Raw genomic sequence first — 14472 nt, 5'->3', positions numbered from 1 at the left:
ACGCGCCGGTACGAGGTAGGCAAGAAATGACCCGCGCGCCACTTTTTAGGGCGCAATCGGGCGGTGAGGCGGACATGGCAAGTTACGATTACTCGGGGCAGATGCGCCCCGAGGAGATGCATTACACGAATCAGCCACATCCTGAGGATGGGTATGAGTATCCCGATGAATCCTATGGCTATGAACAGGCTCCGCGAGGGGCTGGATTAGGCCGTATCGTCAACGTCATGGGTGCAGTAGCGTCGCTGGCATTGGTCGCCGGGATCGGCGTCTGGGGCTTCAAACTGGTGATGCGCGACGTTAGTGGCGTGCCTGTTGTTCGCGCCATCGAGGGGCCAATGCGCATTCAGCCGGAAAACCCCGGCGGCACCCCGGCCGATCACCAGGGTTTGGCCGTCAATGCCGTGGCCGCCGTTGGAACGGCAGCGCCGCCAGCAGATCGCTTGATCCTCGCGCCGCGCCCGGTTTCGCTTACAGACGAAGACACGCCTGTTGAGCCGCTGAAGCCGACGCAGGCCGTGCATGTCGTCGAAGAAGAGATCTCGGATCAAGAGGCCGCGCAGCTGCGCCAAAATACGGTCGATGCCCTGGTTGCAGAATTGGCCGGTGGGTCGGTGAAAGCGGATGAACCGGCAGAGCAGGGCTTGCAACTCGCCTCGTTGGCACTGCCCGAGGAAGAGCCCGCCATTGATCCTGCTGATCTGGCCGCACAATTGCCGGACCCGGAACTGGCGGCACTGCCCGGTGTCCGCCGGTCCCTTCGTCCGTCCACGCGCCCAGCCCGGGCGACGCCAAGCGGGATTTCATCCAACAGCGGTACCGAAGCTGCGATCAACGCCGCTGTCAAAGCTGCCGTTGGGGTGGACGTGGATCCGAATACCCTGTCCAAAGGCACGCGCATGGCCCAGCTGGGTGCGTATGAAAGCTCGGATGTGGCCCGCGCGGAATGGGATCGCATGAATGGTCGTTTTGACGAGTATATGGATGGAAAACAACGTGTTATCCAGAAAACCTCAAGCGGTGGGCGGACATTCTATCGTCTGCGTGTTCTTGGCTTTGATGACCTGAGCGACTCGCGTCAGTTCTGTGCCGCTCTGGTCGCACAAGGTGCAGACTGTATCCCGGTTGCCGTTCGGTGACATTCGGCGCTGCGATCACCGATGCCGTAGGGCTGCGCCTGACGTCAGAGGAAAAGAGACTATTCCAGCAGATGAACCCATTCGGGTTCATTCTGTTTGCGCGAAACATTGATACAGCTGAACAAGTTCGTGCCCTTTGCGATGACTTTCGTGATGCCGTAGGGCGCAATTGCCCTATCACCATCGATCAGGAAGGTGGCCGTGTACAGCGTCTGCGCGCGCCATTGGCACGCGAATGGATGCCGCCCCTGGATCATGCAGGCCGCGCCGGGGATCAAGCAGAACGCGCCATGTATCTGCGGTATCGACTGATCGCAAAAGAGCTGTTCGAGCTTGGCATTGACAGCAACTGCGCCCCGATGGTCGATTTAGCGCGCGACGATACCCATGCGTTTTTGAAAAACCGCTGTTATGGCTCTGATCCTAAACGGGTTTCGGTTCTTGGGCGCGCGGTTGCCAAGGGGCATCTGGACGGGGGTGTTCTGCCGGTGCTCAAGCATATGCCGGGGCATGGTTTGGCAATACTGGACAGCCACCACGACCTGCCGCATGTGGACCTGACCCAAGACCAGTTGGAGCAGGCAGATTTCGAGCCGTTTCGGGGGCTGAACGATCTGCCGATGGGGATGACCGCGCATCTGGTCTATGACCGGATTGATCCGCAACCGGCCACGATTTCATCTGCGATGATCGGACTGATCCGCGACAAAATCGGTTTTGATGGATTGATCATGACCGACGATATCTCGATGAAAGCTCTGAGTGGCGCGCCCGAAGACATTGCGCGTCAGTCACTGGCCGCGGGGTGCGACGTAGTTCTGCACTGCAACGGAACGTTCGACGCGCGCGCCAAGGTGCTGGAAGCCGCCGGAGAAATGACCACGCAAGCACAAAAACGCGCGGAAAGGGCGTTGTCGATGCGACAAAAGCCTGTGGAACTTGACATCCAAGCGGCCGAAGCGGAACTATCTGCCCTAATGGGCGGGCAGGTATATGAACGATAATCTCTTCAGCGAAGACCCGGCCTCGGTCGCGGATCGTCTTGCGGCAGAGGCGCTGATTGTTGATGTCGACGGGTTCGAAGGCCCGTTGGATGTATTGTTGACCCTGTCGCGAACCCAAAAGGTCGACCTGCGGAAAATCTCGGTACTGGCGCTGGCGCAGCAGTATCTGTCCTTTGTGGAAAAGGCGCGCGCGCTGCGGATTGAACTGGCGGCGGATTATCTGGTCATGGCCGCCTGGCTGGCCTTCCTTAAATCCCGGCTTTTGTTGCCGCCAGACCCGGATGACGATGGTCCTTCGGGCGAGGAACTTGCCGCGCACCTAGCGTTCCAGTTGGAACGCTTGCAGGCTATGCGCGATTCTGCCGCGCGTCTGATGGCGCGTGACCAGCTGGGGCGCGATTTCTTCAAACGCGGGCAGGGCGAGGATATCACCCGTATCCGCACCGTGACGTACTCTGCCACGCTGTTGGATCTGATGCAGGGATACGCCCGTATCCGAACACGCGACGAGTTCCGCCCCTTTGTCATGGACCGCGATTCAGTATTCACGATGGAACAGGCGCTAGAGCGGATGCGCCCGCTGATCGGGTTTGCCGGGGCTTGGACGGATATGGAATCTTATCTGCCCGAGGGCTGGGACGCTGACCCGGTGCGTCGCCGCTCGGCCACGGCGGCGACCTTTGCCGCCTCGCTAGAGCTGGTGAAAGAAGGACATATGGAGATGAAGCAGACCGAGACGTTTGCTCCGATCCATTTGCGCAAAAGGACTGACACACGTGACTGAAGAACTGCAAGACGAAGGCACCGGCACTCTGTTCGAAGCGCCACCCCTGGCGGAACAGGAACGCATGGTCGAGGCCGTGCTGTTCGCGAGTTCCGAGCCGGTAACAATCGCTGATCTTGAGGCGCGTATGCCCCATGGCAGCGACGCGGCGCAAGCGGTTGAAATTCTGCAGAAACGATATGAAGGCCGCGGTATCCATGTCGTCCGCGTGGGCGAATCCTGGGCTATTCGCACCGCCCCCGATCTGGGCTTTCTGATGCAAAAGGAAACGGTCGAGACCCGCAAGCTGAGCCGTGCAGCCATCGAAACGCTGGCCATCGTGGCCTATCATCAGCCCTGCACACGGGCTGAAATCGAAGAGATCCGGGGTGTCTCGGTTTCGCGCGGAACAATCGACCAACTGTTGGAAATGGAGTGGATCCGTCTGGGCCGCCGCCGGATGACACCAGGCCGTCCGGTCACCTTTGTTGTGACGCCACAGTTTCTGGATCATTTCGGGTTGGAAAATGCCCGCGATCTTCCGGGGCTAAAGGAATTGCGGGCTGCTGGGTTGCTGGAAAACCGGCCGCCCCCGGGCACGATCCCCTTGGGCGAGGGGCGTGATGACAACGAAGATGAGGATCAGACCGAACTGTTCGAGGAAGAGTGATCACTTGGCCCTTTTGTTGCCGTTGGAATCACCTATGTTGTGGCCAAGCTGAGGAGTTGAGCAATGAATATGAATCGCATCATCGACATGATCATCCGCCAGATCATGCGGCGGGTCGTCAACAAAGGAATCGACAAGGGTTTTGATGTGGCGGGCCGGATGGGAAAGCCGAAACAAAGATCGGCTGTGCCTCATGACTCGGGCACAAATGACGACAGCAATCGTCAAGCCTAGCAGGTAAGCCCGGCGCAGCGCGTGGCCCACATGTGCGCCAGGTCAAGTAGTGTTAGCCAACAGCCTTGAAGTGTTTGGACAGTTTCAGCCCTTGTCCCTGATAGTTTGACGCGATGCCTGCTCCGTAAAGCTGTGTCGGCATTTCGGCCATCTTCTCATAGACCAGCCTCCCGACGACCTGCCCGTGTTCCAGAACAAAGGGGGCTTCGTGGCAGCGTACTTCCAGCACGCCACGTGATCCCGCTCCGCCCGCTGCGGCGTGACCGAAGCCGGGGTCAAAAAATCCGGCATAGTGCACCCGGAATTCGCCTACCATTGCAAGGTAGGGGGCCATTTCAGCCGCATACATGGGGGGAATATGGACCGCCTCGCGGCTGACCAGGATATAGAATGCGCCGGGGTCCAGGATGATGCGGCCATCGGTGGTGCGCACCTCTTCCCAGTATTCTTGCGGGTCATATTCGCCAATCCGGTCCAGATCAATCACACCGGTATGCGGTTTGGCCCGATAGCCAACCAGATCAGTGTCGGGCAATTGCAGGTCGACCGAGAATCCCAGCCCGTCCTGAATGACTGCCGGTCCGTCGACCAATGGCGAGTCGTTGTGCAGCGCGGTCAGTTCCACATCGCTGAGCACTGCTTGACCCTGACGAAAGCGAATCTGGTTCAGCCGCATGCCCGGCCGCACCAGAACCGAGAATGAGCGTGGACAGATCTCGGCAAAAAGCGGCCCGGTATAACCTGCTGGTACCCGGTCAAACTCGGTGCCACCATCTGTGATCGTGCGGGTCAGAAGATCCAACCGCCCGGTCGAGCTTTTGGCATTTGCCACCGCGCTTGTATCGGCGGGCAGGGACAGTGATTCCATCAGCGGCACCAGATAGACGCAGCCTTTTTCCAGAACGGCTCCGTCGGTGATGTCGATGCGGTGCATCTCAAACTCGGCCAAACGATCTGCGACCGTGCGTCCTTCGCCGGACAGAAACGAGGCACGGACCCGGTAAGCAACTGTACCTAAACGTAAATCAAGGCTGGCGGGTTGAATTTGCGCCGGGATAACCTCGGGGCTGGCGGTGATCTCACCGCGGCCGATCATCGCCTCGATCTGTTGGTTTGGGCATACACCTGTCATTCCGATCCCCTCTGTTGCCAGAGCGGGATCTGGCCAGTCTGCCATAAACGTCGGTGTGATTTGGTCGGGCTAGCAGGACTCGAACCTGCGACCTTCCGTCCCCCAGACGGACGCGCTACCAGGCTGCGCCATAGCCCGACGTTGAGGTGTTCATAAAGACTTTCCCGGCAGGGGCAAGAGGAAATCATCGCCTTTTTTCTTATCCTGCCGACCGGTTCTCAATTCGGTTGATGACAGCGCGCAAGTCTTTGGCGATAGGCGCGATCCGGCGCAGAAGATCGTCGTCAAACTCGGTCCGTTCCCACGCTTGTGTGGCGATGCCGCCCATCAAGGGGGATTCATCCAGATACTCGGGCGCAGGCTGTGGTGGCTCTGCTTGTGGTTGCTGCGGGGCAGGCGTGGGCGTGTCGGCCTGAGGGGCTTGTTCCGCTGGCGCGGTCGCCTCGGCCGCCGGGGCCGGTTCGCCAAGATCCAGATCTATCTGATCGCTGGGCGTCGCAGGCTTGGCGGAAAAGGGCACGACAACGGTGTCGTCTGCCGGGGCGCTTTCAGGTGCAGCGGGCTCATCCAAGCTGGGCGACAGCGAGGACACATAGGCCACGCCTTGTTCGCGCAGGATGCGCTGGACACCTTTGATGGTGATCCCGTCCTCGTGCAGCAGTTTCTTGATACCGCCCAAAAGGCGCATATCGTTTGGCCGGTAATACCTGCGGCCACCCGCGCGTTTGACGGGTTTGACCTGGCTGAAACGGCTTTCCCAGAAGCGCAGGACATGAGCTTGAACGCCCAACCAGTCCGCAACTTCACTTATTGTGCGAAAGGCGTCGGGGGACTTGCTCATGACCGTTTCGCCCCGAACTTACTTGCGATTCCCTGCGGCGACGCGATCCTTCATCAGGTGCGACGGGCGGAATGTCAGGACACGTCGAGGCTGAATTGGTACCTCTTCGCCGGTTTTGGGATTACGACCGATGCGGGCCGTTTTGTCCCGAACACTGAACGTACCAAACGATGATATCTTGACCTGTTCACCTTGGACCAGTGCGTCCGACATGTGGTTCAAGACGCTTTCGACAAGCTGCGCACTTTCATTACGTGAAAGGCCAACCTCGCGGAAAACAGCCTCGCTCAGATCCATTCGCGTCAGTGTTTTTTCGCCCATACCATTTCCCCTGTTGATGTTAGAGAATATGGTGATGGCAAATTCGCTGTCAATATCAATGAATTGCACGAGGCTGTGTAAGCCGTTTTGCGCCGGTTACCAGCGCAGAACCACCGCGCCCCAAGCCAAGCCGCCACCGATAGCCTCGGTCACGATCAGATCGCCGGTCTTGATCTGGCCCCGTTGTTTGCCCACTGACAGCGCCAGGGGAATCGATGCGGCAGACGTGTTGCCGTGATCCTGAACCGTCACGACGACGTTTTCCATCGGCAGGCCCATTTTCTTGGCAGTACCCTGAATGATGCGGATGTTGGCCTGATGTGGCACGATCCAATCGACGTCCGCGTTGCTCAGACCGGCACGCCCCAGGGCGGTTTCAGCAGTCTTCGCAAGCTTTTCGACTGCATGACGGAACACCTGATTGCCCTGCATTCTTAGATGCCCGGTCGATTGGGTCGACACACCGCCGTCGACATAGAGCAAATCCTTGTAGCGCCCGTCAGAATTCAGGTCGGTCGACAGAATGCCGCGATCCTGTGCGGTTCCTTCGCTGTCCTGCAGCTCAAGAATCAATGCACCGGCACCGTCGCCAAACAGCACACAAGTGGAGCGATCAGTCCAATCCATGATGCGCGAAAACGTCTCGGCGCCGATGACCAGCACACGTTTGGCCTGACCGGACACGATCAAAGCGTTGGCGTTGCTGAGGGCAAAGACAAAGCCTGCACAGACGGCTTGCACGTCAAACGCAAACCCATGGGTCATGCCCAGGCGCGCCTGCACCATCGTCGCGGCAGAAGGGAAAGTCAGGTCAGCCGTTGATGTCGCCAGAATGATGGCGTCGATATCCTCGGCCTTCAGGCCAGCATCGACCAGGGCGGCCAGGGCAGCGTTGGTCGCCAGATCGGACGTGGTTTCGCCATCGGCGGCAAAGTGGCGGCGTTCGATTCCCGAGCGAGCTTTGATCCACTCGTCCGACGTATCTAGCGTCTCTTCAAATTCGGAATTCGGAACGATGCGCTCTGGCAAATAGTGTCCGACACCTACAACAACTGAACGGCCTGCCATTTGGGGGTACTGCCTTTATTGTTATTCGCCCGCCTTTGGCGGTACGTGCGCGGCATCTTGTGCAAGCTGGGCTGTTGATGCAACCCGTGCCGCCAATTTTTCGGCAAAACCCGACTCGGCCAGAGTAAAGGCCAGTTTGATCGCTGCCGAAACTCCGGTGGCATCTGCGCCACCATGTGATTTGACCACGGTTCCGTTGAGGCCAAGGAAGACACCGCCATTCACTTGGCGTGGGTCGATGCGTTTCTTCAATCGTTGCAGCGAGGTGATGGCCAGAACCGATGCGAGCCGAGACAGGGGGGAATATTTGAAGGCCTCGCGCAGCAGATCACCGATCAGGCTGGCCGTGCCTTCACCGGTTTTGATCGCGACGTTTCCGGTAAAGCCATCGGTAACAATGACATCCGCCTTGTCACCGGGAATGTCGCTGCCTTCCACGAAACCCGCGAAGTCAAAATTCGCCTGTTCTGCGAATTCTGCGATCATCGTATGGGCTTCTTTCAGTTCGGCCCGGCCCTTGTGTTCCTCGGTGCCGACATTCAGCAAGCCGATCCGGGGCCGATCCAGCGCCATGCCGTTGCGGGCATAAGAGGCCCCCATTAGCGCAAATTGTAGCAGATCCTTGGCGTCGGCCCGCACATCAGCGCCGACATCCAGCATCACGTTAAAGCCCTGGGGGTTGCGCGACGGCCACAGAATCGCGATGGCCGGGCGGTTCACGCCCGGCAATTTGCGCAAACGCATCATCGACAGCGCCATCAGTGCGCCGGTATTGCCACAGGAAACAGCCCCATGGGCTTCGCCTTTGCGTACCGATTCCAGCGTTGACCACATCGACGTCTGCTTGCCGTTGCGAACGACCTGGCTGGGCTTGTCCTCCATCGTGACCACGTCGGGGCAATCACGAAAAACGACGCGTCCCTGCAGGACACGCCGTTTGGCGACAAGTTTGCGCAACTTTTGCTCGTGCCCGTGCAGAACGAAGGCGATATCGGGGTTCTTGTTTGCCGATTTGGCAATGCCCGCAACAACAGTCGCGGGCCCCGAATCTCCGCCCATAGCGTCAACCGAGATGGTAATCCGTCCGGCTTTCGTGGGCTGTTCCGTCATGCCTTGGCCTACGAGTTATGAGGCTTAGGCCGCGTCTTCGTCCAGGTCGATTTCGTCGGCCTGAGCGACGACTTCGCGGTCATCATAATGGCCGCAGGACGCGCAGACGTGGTGCGGACGCTTCAGTTCGCCGCAGTTCGCGCACTCGTTCGGGTTTGCAGCAACCAGAGCGTCATGTGCGCGGCGGTTGTTGCGGCGCGACTTGGAAACTTTGTTCTGTTGGACAGCCATGGTCTCAACCTTTGTCTATTAAGGGTCAGCAGATTCGCTGCTGGCCGGGTTTCATTCTTCGTTTTTCTAGTGGTTTGACGCGCGTTTAGGGGACGGGCCCCGCAATGTCTAACCCAAATTCCGATGAGCGCGCGAAAATACTGCGATTCTCAGCATGTTCAAGCGATTTTTCTGGAGGCCTGCTATGACAGGAAATCAGACCTATGTCACTCGTCTTTTTTCAAAGCATCGCGCAAATTCGCCAGTCCTGCAAACGGCTTTGCGTCTTCGTCCGTCATCGCCTGTTTGCCCGGCTCAGTATAGCCGGTCTGTTCCAACTCCGCACCGTCTTTCCGCGGGTATTGGGGCAGGGCAAGCGACAGCGCCTCAACCATCACCGATGCGGGGTCGATTTCCGTGCCCAATGCTTCGGTCTCATCGCCTTCAGGGATTTCGAATTCAGGCTCGTCGGGGTTTTGCCAGTCTTTCAGATAGAACCGTGACACAGGGATATCGATGCGCGTGGTCACGGGTTCAAGTGTCACGACACAGGGTTGAATCACCGTCGCCCCCAGTTTTCCGGCAAGAATCCAATCGCGTTTGCCTTGTGCCCTTACGTCACCCACAAAGCTGAGCTTGCGCAGGCCCAACAATCCCAGTTCGGTTTTGATCGCGTCCAGGCCCTTGCTATCGGGGCGCAGATCAAACGGTGTGGGCGCGTTTTGGGGCAGGTCGGCCACCCGCAGAGATGTATTAGTCGTCATTCGTGACCCTTTCGTGTGTTGAACCGGGGCTGCGGTTTATGTAATCGGATAGGGTCCGCAAGGTCCCAAGGCAAGAGGATGTAAATGTTGAAGGTTGTGAACAGGTTGAAACCGGCGTCCAAAAGGCTTGTCTTTGCGGCCTGTTTGGTTGCGGCTGGCGCTTGCACGCCAATCTTCAAGAATCACGGATACGTCCCGCCGGCTGACCAACTGGCTGAGATCAAAGTGGGCGTCGATACCCGCGACAGTGTTGTTGAAACCATCGGAGCGCCCAGCTCGGCCGGACTGGTGAAGGATTCGGGTTTTTACTATGTCCGCTCTCGCGTGCGCCATTACGGTCCTAAGCGCCCTGAAGTGGTGTCGCGCGAACTGGTTGCGATCAGCTTTGACCAGCGTGGTGTTGTGCGGAATATCGAACGTTTTGGTCTTGAGGATGGATATGTGGTGGTACTGGACCGCCGCGTGACCGAATCCAGTGTTCAGAACCGTGGCTTCCTGCGCCAGCTGCTGGGCAATATCGGAAACTTCAACCCTGCGAACATTCCGGGCACGAATTAAGTCTGCACCGCCTCTTGCTACGGTCACAGGACAGTCACATGTTCTGTGGTAGAACCGCTGCAACATGAAGCAGGTCAGCAACCGCGGAGGATGCGACCATGGCATTATTGCTGGGCAAGGGCAGATACCGGGCTCGTTTGGCGCAGTCCCCACAGGATGTGGAGGCGGCGCAGAAACTGCGAACCCTGGCATTTGGGACGGATCAGATTGACCGGGATGAATTTGATACGGTCTGCGCGCATATCCTCGTTGAGGATTCGCGCGCCGGTGGACAGTTGGTGTGTTGTTTCAGGTTGCTGACAATGGAGCACGGGGCCGAGGTTGACCGCAGTTATTCTGCCCAGTTCTATGACCTGTCTGCACTCAAAGGGTTCGACGGCCGCATGGTCGAAATGGGGCGTTTCTGCATTCACCCGGAATGGACAGACCCGGATATCCTGCGGGTCGCCTGGGGTGCGATGACCAATTACGTGGACCAGAATAACGTCAAGATGTTGTTCGGCTGTTCATCCTTTGCAGGAACCGAAACCGTCGAGTATCTGGACGCCTTTGCCATGTTAAAGCAACGGCATCTGGCGCCAAAGCGTTGGTTGCCGCGGGTCAAGGCCCCCGATGTATTCAAGTTTGCCTCTCGCCTGCGGCGCAGGCCCGATGTGAAAAAGGCGATGTTGCGGATGCCCCCCTTGTTGCGCACCTATCTGATGATGGGCGGCTGGGTCAGCGATCATGCGGTGGTGGATCGGCACATGAATACGCTGCACGTGTTCACCGGGCTTGAGATCGGAGCGATTCCCCCGGCCCGCAAAAGGCTGCTGCGCGCGCCGGTCCGGTAGATTGAGTATTTTCGAAAAGGTGAAGCAGGGGCGTTGACGCTTTGTGTCCACCGGTTTAGCTGGCGGCATGGCGAGAATTCCTTTGTTGCAGATGTCCGGCATTTCCCTGACTTTCGGGGGTGATCCGGTGTTTTCGGGGCTGGACCTGGTGGTTCAGCCGGGCGACCGCGTCGCGTTGGTTGGGCGAAACGGGTCAGGAAAGTCGACCCTGATGAAAGTCATGGCCGGTCTGGTTGAGCCTGATCAGGGTGACATCGTGGTACCGCCGGGAAAATCTGTTGGGTACATGGAGCAGGATCCCGGCATGGAAGGGTTCGCGACACTGGGCGATTACGCGTCCAGCGAGTTGGAGCCGGGTGAGCTGTACAAGGTCGAACGCGCGGGCGAGGGGCTGAAGTTCGATCCCTCCCGCCCCATTGAAACCGCTTCGGGTGGCGAGCGTCGCAGGGCCGCATTGGCCAAGCTGATGGCCGAAGCGCCAGACCTGATGCTGCTGGACGAGCCGACGAACCATCTGGATATCGAAGCAATTGCTTGGCTCGAACGCGAACTGGGCTCGACCCGCGCAGCCTTCGTTCTGATTTCACATGACCGTGCGTTTTTGCGCGCTTTGACCCGCGCGACGTTGTGGATTGACCGGGGCATGGTACGGCGGCAGGAGCAAGGGTTTGAGGCTTTTGAAACCTGGCGCGACAAGATTTGGGAAGAAGAGGATCAACAGCGCCACAAGCTGAATCGTCTGATCAAGTCCGAAGCCAAATGGGCAGTCGAAGGGATCAGTGCACGACGCAAGCGGAATCAAGGCCGGGTGCGGGCTTTGCAGGCTTTGCGAGCGGAAAAGTCCGCGCAGATCAAACGTCAGGGATCAGCGGCGATGTCGCTGGAAGGCGGGCCAAAATCCGGGCGAAAAGTGATTGAAGCCAAGGGCTTATCAAAGTCTTATGGTGCGCAGCAGATCGTTCTGAACTTTGATTTGTTGGCACAGCGTGGGGATCGGGTTGCCTTTGTCGGACCGAATGGTGTGGGCAAGACAACCCTGCTCAAGATGTTGCTGGGTCAGGAACAGCCCGACGAGGGAACAGTGACGCTGGGCACCAACCTTGAGGTCGCGGTGTTTGATCAGGCTCGCGCGCAGCTGGATCCCGAAATGACCCTGTGGGACAGCCTGACCGGGGATCCCGAGATGCGGGTCTCGGGCAAGGCGGATCAGGTGATGGTTGGGGGTCAGCCTAAGCACGTGGTTGGTTATCTCAAGGAATTCCTGTTTGATGACGCTCAGGCAAGAGCAGCCGTTAAGTCGTTGTCTGGTGGCGAAAAAGCGCGTTTGCTGTTGGCGAAACTGATGGCCAAATCCTCGAACCTTTTGGTGCTGGACGAACCGACCAACGATCTGGATGTCGAAACGCTGGACCTGTTGCAGGAGCTGTTGGACGACTATGACGGCACTGTCCTGCTGGTCAGTCACGACCGGGACTTTCTGGACCGGGTTGCCACCACGACGATTGCGATGGAAGGCAATGGCCGGGCGACCGTCTATGCGGGCGGGTGGTCGGATTACATCGCGCAACGGGGTGATGTAGCGGAAAATAAAACTGAAAAAGCAAAGACTTCGAAGTCAAAGCAAAGGCAGGAAGCGCAACCGAAATCCGGGCTATCTTTCTCGGAAAAGCATCGGCTTGAAAAATTGCCTGCCGAGATTGCCCGCCTGGAGGCCGAGATTGGCAAGCTGGAAGAGCTTATGTCTGATCCTGAGTTGTTCACCCGTGAACCGGTCAAGTTCCAGAAGGCGACTGATGCGCTGGTCGAACGGCATGAGAAACTGGCCGCCGCCGAAGAAGAGTGGCTGGTACTTGAGGAGAAGGCTGAAGAGACCTAAGCGCGGTCCAGTGGTCGGGCAGGGTTGCCGACGACCGTTTCTCCGGCCGCGACGTCTTTGGTCACAACGCTGCCTGCGCCAATAATGGCGTTGTCGCCGATGGTGACGCCGGGCATCACGATGGCACCTCCGCCAACCCAGACGTTTCGGCCAATGGTCACCGGTATCCCGATTTCCAAACCTTGTGCGCGTTCTGCCGGGTCTTTGGCGTGCTGAGCACAGTAGATCTGGGCATGCGGGCCGAACATCGTGTCATCGCCGATCTGAACCTGTGCGGTGTCCAGAACGACGCAGCCGGCGTTGAAATAGACCCGCGCGCCGAGGTGGATGTTAAGCCCGTAGGCGCAATGAAACGGAGCCTCAAGTAAGCAATCCTGCCCGACGCATGCGAACAACGCCTGCAACTCGGGTGCCATGGCACCCCGGGCATCTGGCGGGCAGGTGTTATGTGCGTGGACTGCGTGCCGGGCACGGGTACGCATCGTTTCAAGTTCCGGGTCCAGGCAGCAATACCACTGCCCGGACTGCATCTTTTCCCGCTCTGTCATGGGACAGGCTTAACGCATACGAAGGGCTCCGTCGATGCGGATGACTTCTCCGTTCAAGTAGCCCATTTCGACAATGAAACCGGCCAGCCGCCCGTATTCGCGCGGGTCGCCAAGGCGAGCAGGGTTGGGGACATCTGCCGCCAGTTGTTGTTGAACCTCTTCGGGCAGACCGGCCAGCATCGGTGTCATGAAAATCCCCGGAGCGATGGTCATCACGCGAACGCCGGACGAGGCCAGATCGCGCGCCATTGGCAGCGTCATCCCCACGACACCGCCTTTTGAAGCGGCATAGGCGGCTTGTCCCTTTTGTCCATCGAAAGCCGCGATTGAGGCGGTATTGATGATCACCCCGCGCGCGCCGTCCGGCTCGGGTTCGTTCTTTGCCATCTCAGCTGCGGCCAGGCGCGAGACATTGAACGTTCCCACCAGATTGATGTCGATTGTGCGCTGAAACGCGTCCAAAGGGTGGGGGCCATCCTTGCCGACTGTCTTGATCCCATAGGCGATCCCGGCGCAGTTCACAGTGGCCGTGATACGGCCCATCTTGCTCTTTGCGTGCTCGATTGCCGCCGCCACTGAGTTTTCATCTGTCACATCGGTCTGTGCGAAATGCCCGCCGATGTCTTCGGCAACCTTAGGGCCACGCTCGGCGTCGCGATCCAGGATTGTAACCTGTGCACCGTGTTCGGCGAAATGACGGGCGGTGGCCTCGCCCAGACCCGAAGCGCCACCTGTGATGACTGCGGCAGTGGTCGATAGTTGCATTATGGGTATCTCTCCAAGATTTTGACACTTTTTCGCCACTTTTTATAAAGTGGTCGGGATAGATCTTGTATATTGGGCGTATAGAACCGTCACAACTGGTGTCGAGTTTGATTGTAATGAGTGGTGACGAGCCTTTGTTAACGCATCTTCAGCAGGTCCTTACCTGCGCTTCATCTGCGGCTCTCACTTTGTAACCGAAGACCCTGACGCACTTGGGTGTTAAGGCGCAAGGAGTTAAGTGATGCGAGTTAAACAGAAATCCAGCGTTTCTTTGTTGGTGGTTTCCCCGTTTGTTGGAGCGCTGATGGTGACCACAGCGCATGCTGCGCCGGAAGTCTGCAACGGAAGAACGGCACGAATTGCGGCGAATGCGGGCGACTATCAGACGCTCTGTGACTGCAAGCAAGTGACACCGAGTTTTCTGGAGCGACTACAAAGGCGGTCTGATTTCGAATCGACGCTGGCTGTAACGGGTCAACAATGCCCAGGATTGGCCGCATTGTTGACAGACTTTTCCACGGCTTCAATCGGGGCGGTAGTGGCCCGAGGCGGCGAAGATAGCGACAACGATCAAGTTAACGGAGCAAGCTCGACCCCGGGCGGTGAGACCGGATCCGGCGACAACGGCGGCGGCGG

At 58.5% G+C, this 14472-nt stretch carries 18 protein-coding genes and 1 tRNA gene; 9 read left to right on the top strand and 10 right to left on the bottom strand.

The window, feature by feature from the left end:
- The first annotated feature begins 26 nt into the window (after window positions 1–26).
- From DS906_RS06635 to DS906_RS22160, 5 genes are all read left to right on the top strand, one after another.
- A complete protein-coding gene (locus DS906_RS06635) occupies window positions 27–1139 on the top strand; it encodes an SPOR domain-containing protein (RefSeq protein WP_233494714.1) in 1113 nt (370 codons plus the stop codon).
- The gene (gene nagZ / locus DS906_RS06630; protein WP_113789427.1) at window positions 1136–2143 is read left to right on the top strand and encodes a beta-N-acetylhexosaminidase; all 1008 of its coding nucleotides are present in this window, start codon (window positions 1136–1138) and stop codon (window positions 2141–2143) included. Before DS906_RS06635 ends, nagZ begins: the two co-directional genes overlap by 4 nt.
- Window positions 2133–2927, top strand: coding sequence for a ScpA family protein (locus DS906_RS06625; RefSeq protein ID WP_113789426.1), 795 nt, complete (start codon window positions 2133–2135; stop codon window positions 2925–2927). The genes nagZ and DS906_RS06625 overlap by 11 nt, the downstream gene beginning before the upstream one ends.
- A gap of 64 nt (window positions 2928–2991) precedes the next feature.
- Complete coding sequence (gene scpB / locus DS906_RS06620; protein ID WP_113789578.1) at window positions 2992–3576, top strand: SMC-Scp complex subunit ScpB; 585 nt, start codon at window positions 2992–2994, stop codon at window positions 3574–3576.
- A 63-nt stretch (window positions 3577–3639) separates the two neighbouring features.
- Complete coding sequence (locus DS906_RS22160) at window positions 3640–3810, top strand: hypothetical protein (protein ID WP_158541293.1); 171 nt, start codon at window positions 3640–3642, stop codon at window positions 3808–3810.
- A gap of 52 nt (window positions 3811–3862) precedes the next feature.
- Here DS906_RS22160 and DS906_RS06615 read toward each other — a convergent pair whose 3' ends face one another.
- From DS906_RS06615 to DS906_RS06580, 8 genes are all read right to left on the bottom strand, one after another.
- Window positions 3863–4942: a 2'-deoxycytidine 5'-triphosphate deaminase gene (locus tag DS906_RS06615; protein WP_113789577.1), complete on the bottom strand. Its 1080-nt coding sequence runs from the start codon at window positions 4940–4942 to the stop codon at window positions 3863–3865.
- Between the two features lie 61 nt (window positions 4943–5003).
- Window positions 5004–5080: transfer RNA gene (locus DS906_RS06610), tRNA-Pro, on the bottom strand.
- Between the two features lie 61 nt (window positions 5081–5141).
- The gene (locus DS906_RS06605; RefSeq protein WP_113789425.1) at window positions 5142–5783 is read right to left on the bottom strand and encodes a MerR family transcriptional regulator; all 642 of its coding nucleotides are present in this window, start codon (window positions 5781–5783) and stop codon (window positions 5142–5144) included.
- Window positions 5784–5801: 18 nt separating this feature from the next.
- Window positions 5802–6104 carry an integration host factor subunit alpha gene (gene ihfA, locus DS906_RS06600; RefSeq protein ID WP_058274526.1) on the bottom strand — a complete coding sequence of 101 codons (303 nt, stop codon included), beginning with the start codon at window positions 6102–6104 and terminating at the stop codon, window positions 5802–5804.
- Window positions 6105–6200: 96 nt separating this feature from the next.
- Complete coding sequence (locus DS906_RS06595) at window positions 6201–7172, bottom strand: beta-ketoacyl-ACP synthase III (protein WP_113789424.1); 972 nt, start codon at window positions 7170–7172, stop codon at window positions 6201–6203.
- A gap of 21 nt (window positions 7173–7193) precedes the next feature.
- Entirely contained in the window at window positions 7194–8282 is a 1089-nt protein-coding gene (plsX, locus tag DS906_RS06590) for a phosphate acyltransferase PlsX (protein WP_113789423.1), read from the bottom strand.
- Window positions 8283–8306: 24 nt separating this feature from the next.
- Window positions 8307–8513: a 50S ribosomal protein L32 gene (rpmF, locus tag DS906_RS06585; RefSeq protein ID WP_037316137.1), complete on the bottom strand. Its 207-nt coding sequence runs from the start codon at window positions 8511–8513 to the stop codon at window positions 8307–8309.
- Between the two features lie 206 nt (window positions 8514–8719).
- Window positions 8720–9256, bottom strand: a complete 537-nt coding sequence (locus tag DS906_RS06580) for a DUF177 domain-containing protein (RefSeq protein WP_113789422.1) — start codon at window positions 9254–9256, stop codon at window positions 8720–8722.
- An 84-nt stretch (window positions 9257–9340) separates the two neighbouring features.
- Between DS906_RS06580 and DS906_RS06575 the strand changes: the two genes are divergently transcribed.
- From DS906_RS06575 to DS906_RS06565, 3 genes are all read left to right on the top strand, one after another.
- Window positions 9341–9814 (top strand): outer membrane protein assembly factor BamE, encoded by a 474-nt coding sequence (locus DS906_RS06575; protein ID WP_113789421.1) that lies wholly within the window; start codon window positions 9341–9343, stop codon window positions 9812–9814.
- Window positions 9815–9912: 98 nt separating this feature from the next.
- Window positions 9913–10647, top strand: a complete 735-nt coding sequence (locus DS906_RS06570) for a GNAT family N-acetyltransferase (RefSeq protein WP_113789420.1) — start codon at window positions 9913–9915, stop codon at window positions 10645–10647.
- Between the two features lie 91 nt (window positions 10648–10738).
- Window positions 10739–12523 (top strand): ABC-F family ATP-binding cassette domain-containing protein, encoded by a 1785-nt coding sequence (locus DS906_RS06565; RefSeq protein ID WP_199528505.1) that lies wholly within the window; start codon window positions 10739–10741, stop codon window positions 12521–12523.
- On the opposite strand, the gene DS906_RS06560 is transcribed toward DS906_RS06565, so the two are convergent.
- A complete protein-coding gene (locus tag DS906_RS06560) occupies window positions 12520–13071 on the bottom strand; it encodes a sugar O-acetyltransferase (RefSeq protein WP_113789418.1) in 552 nt (183 codons plus the stop codon). The two genes, DS906_RS06565 and DS906_RS06560, sit on opposite strands and share 4 nt — an antisense overlap.
- A 9-nt stretch (window positions 13072–13080) precedes the next feature.
- The gene (locus tag DS906_RS06555; protein WP_113789417.1) at window positions 13081–13836 is read right to left on the bottom strand and encodes a 3-hydroxyacyl-CoA dehydrogenase; all 756 of its coding nucleotides are present in this window, start codon (window positions 13834–13836) and stop codon (window positions 13081–13083) included.
- 241 nt (window positions 13837–14077) lie between these two features.
- Here DS906_RS06555 and DS906_RS06550 point away from each other — a divergent pair.
- Window positions 14078–14472, top strand: a 395-nt coding sequence (locus DS906_RS06550) for a hypothetical protein (RefSeq protein ID WP_199528497.1), incomplete at its 3' end; no start/stop codon positions are given.

It is taken from the genome of Ruegeria sp. A3M17, assembly GCF_003318255.1.
GTDB lineage: Bacteria > Pseudomonadota > Alphaproteobacteria > Rhodobacterales > Rhodobacteraceae > Ruegeria.
The sequence above is the reverse complement of the archived record's forward strand: the minus strand, read 5'-3'. Positions and strand labels throughout refer to the sequence as shown.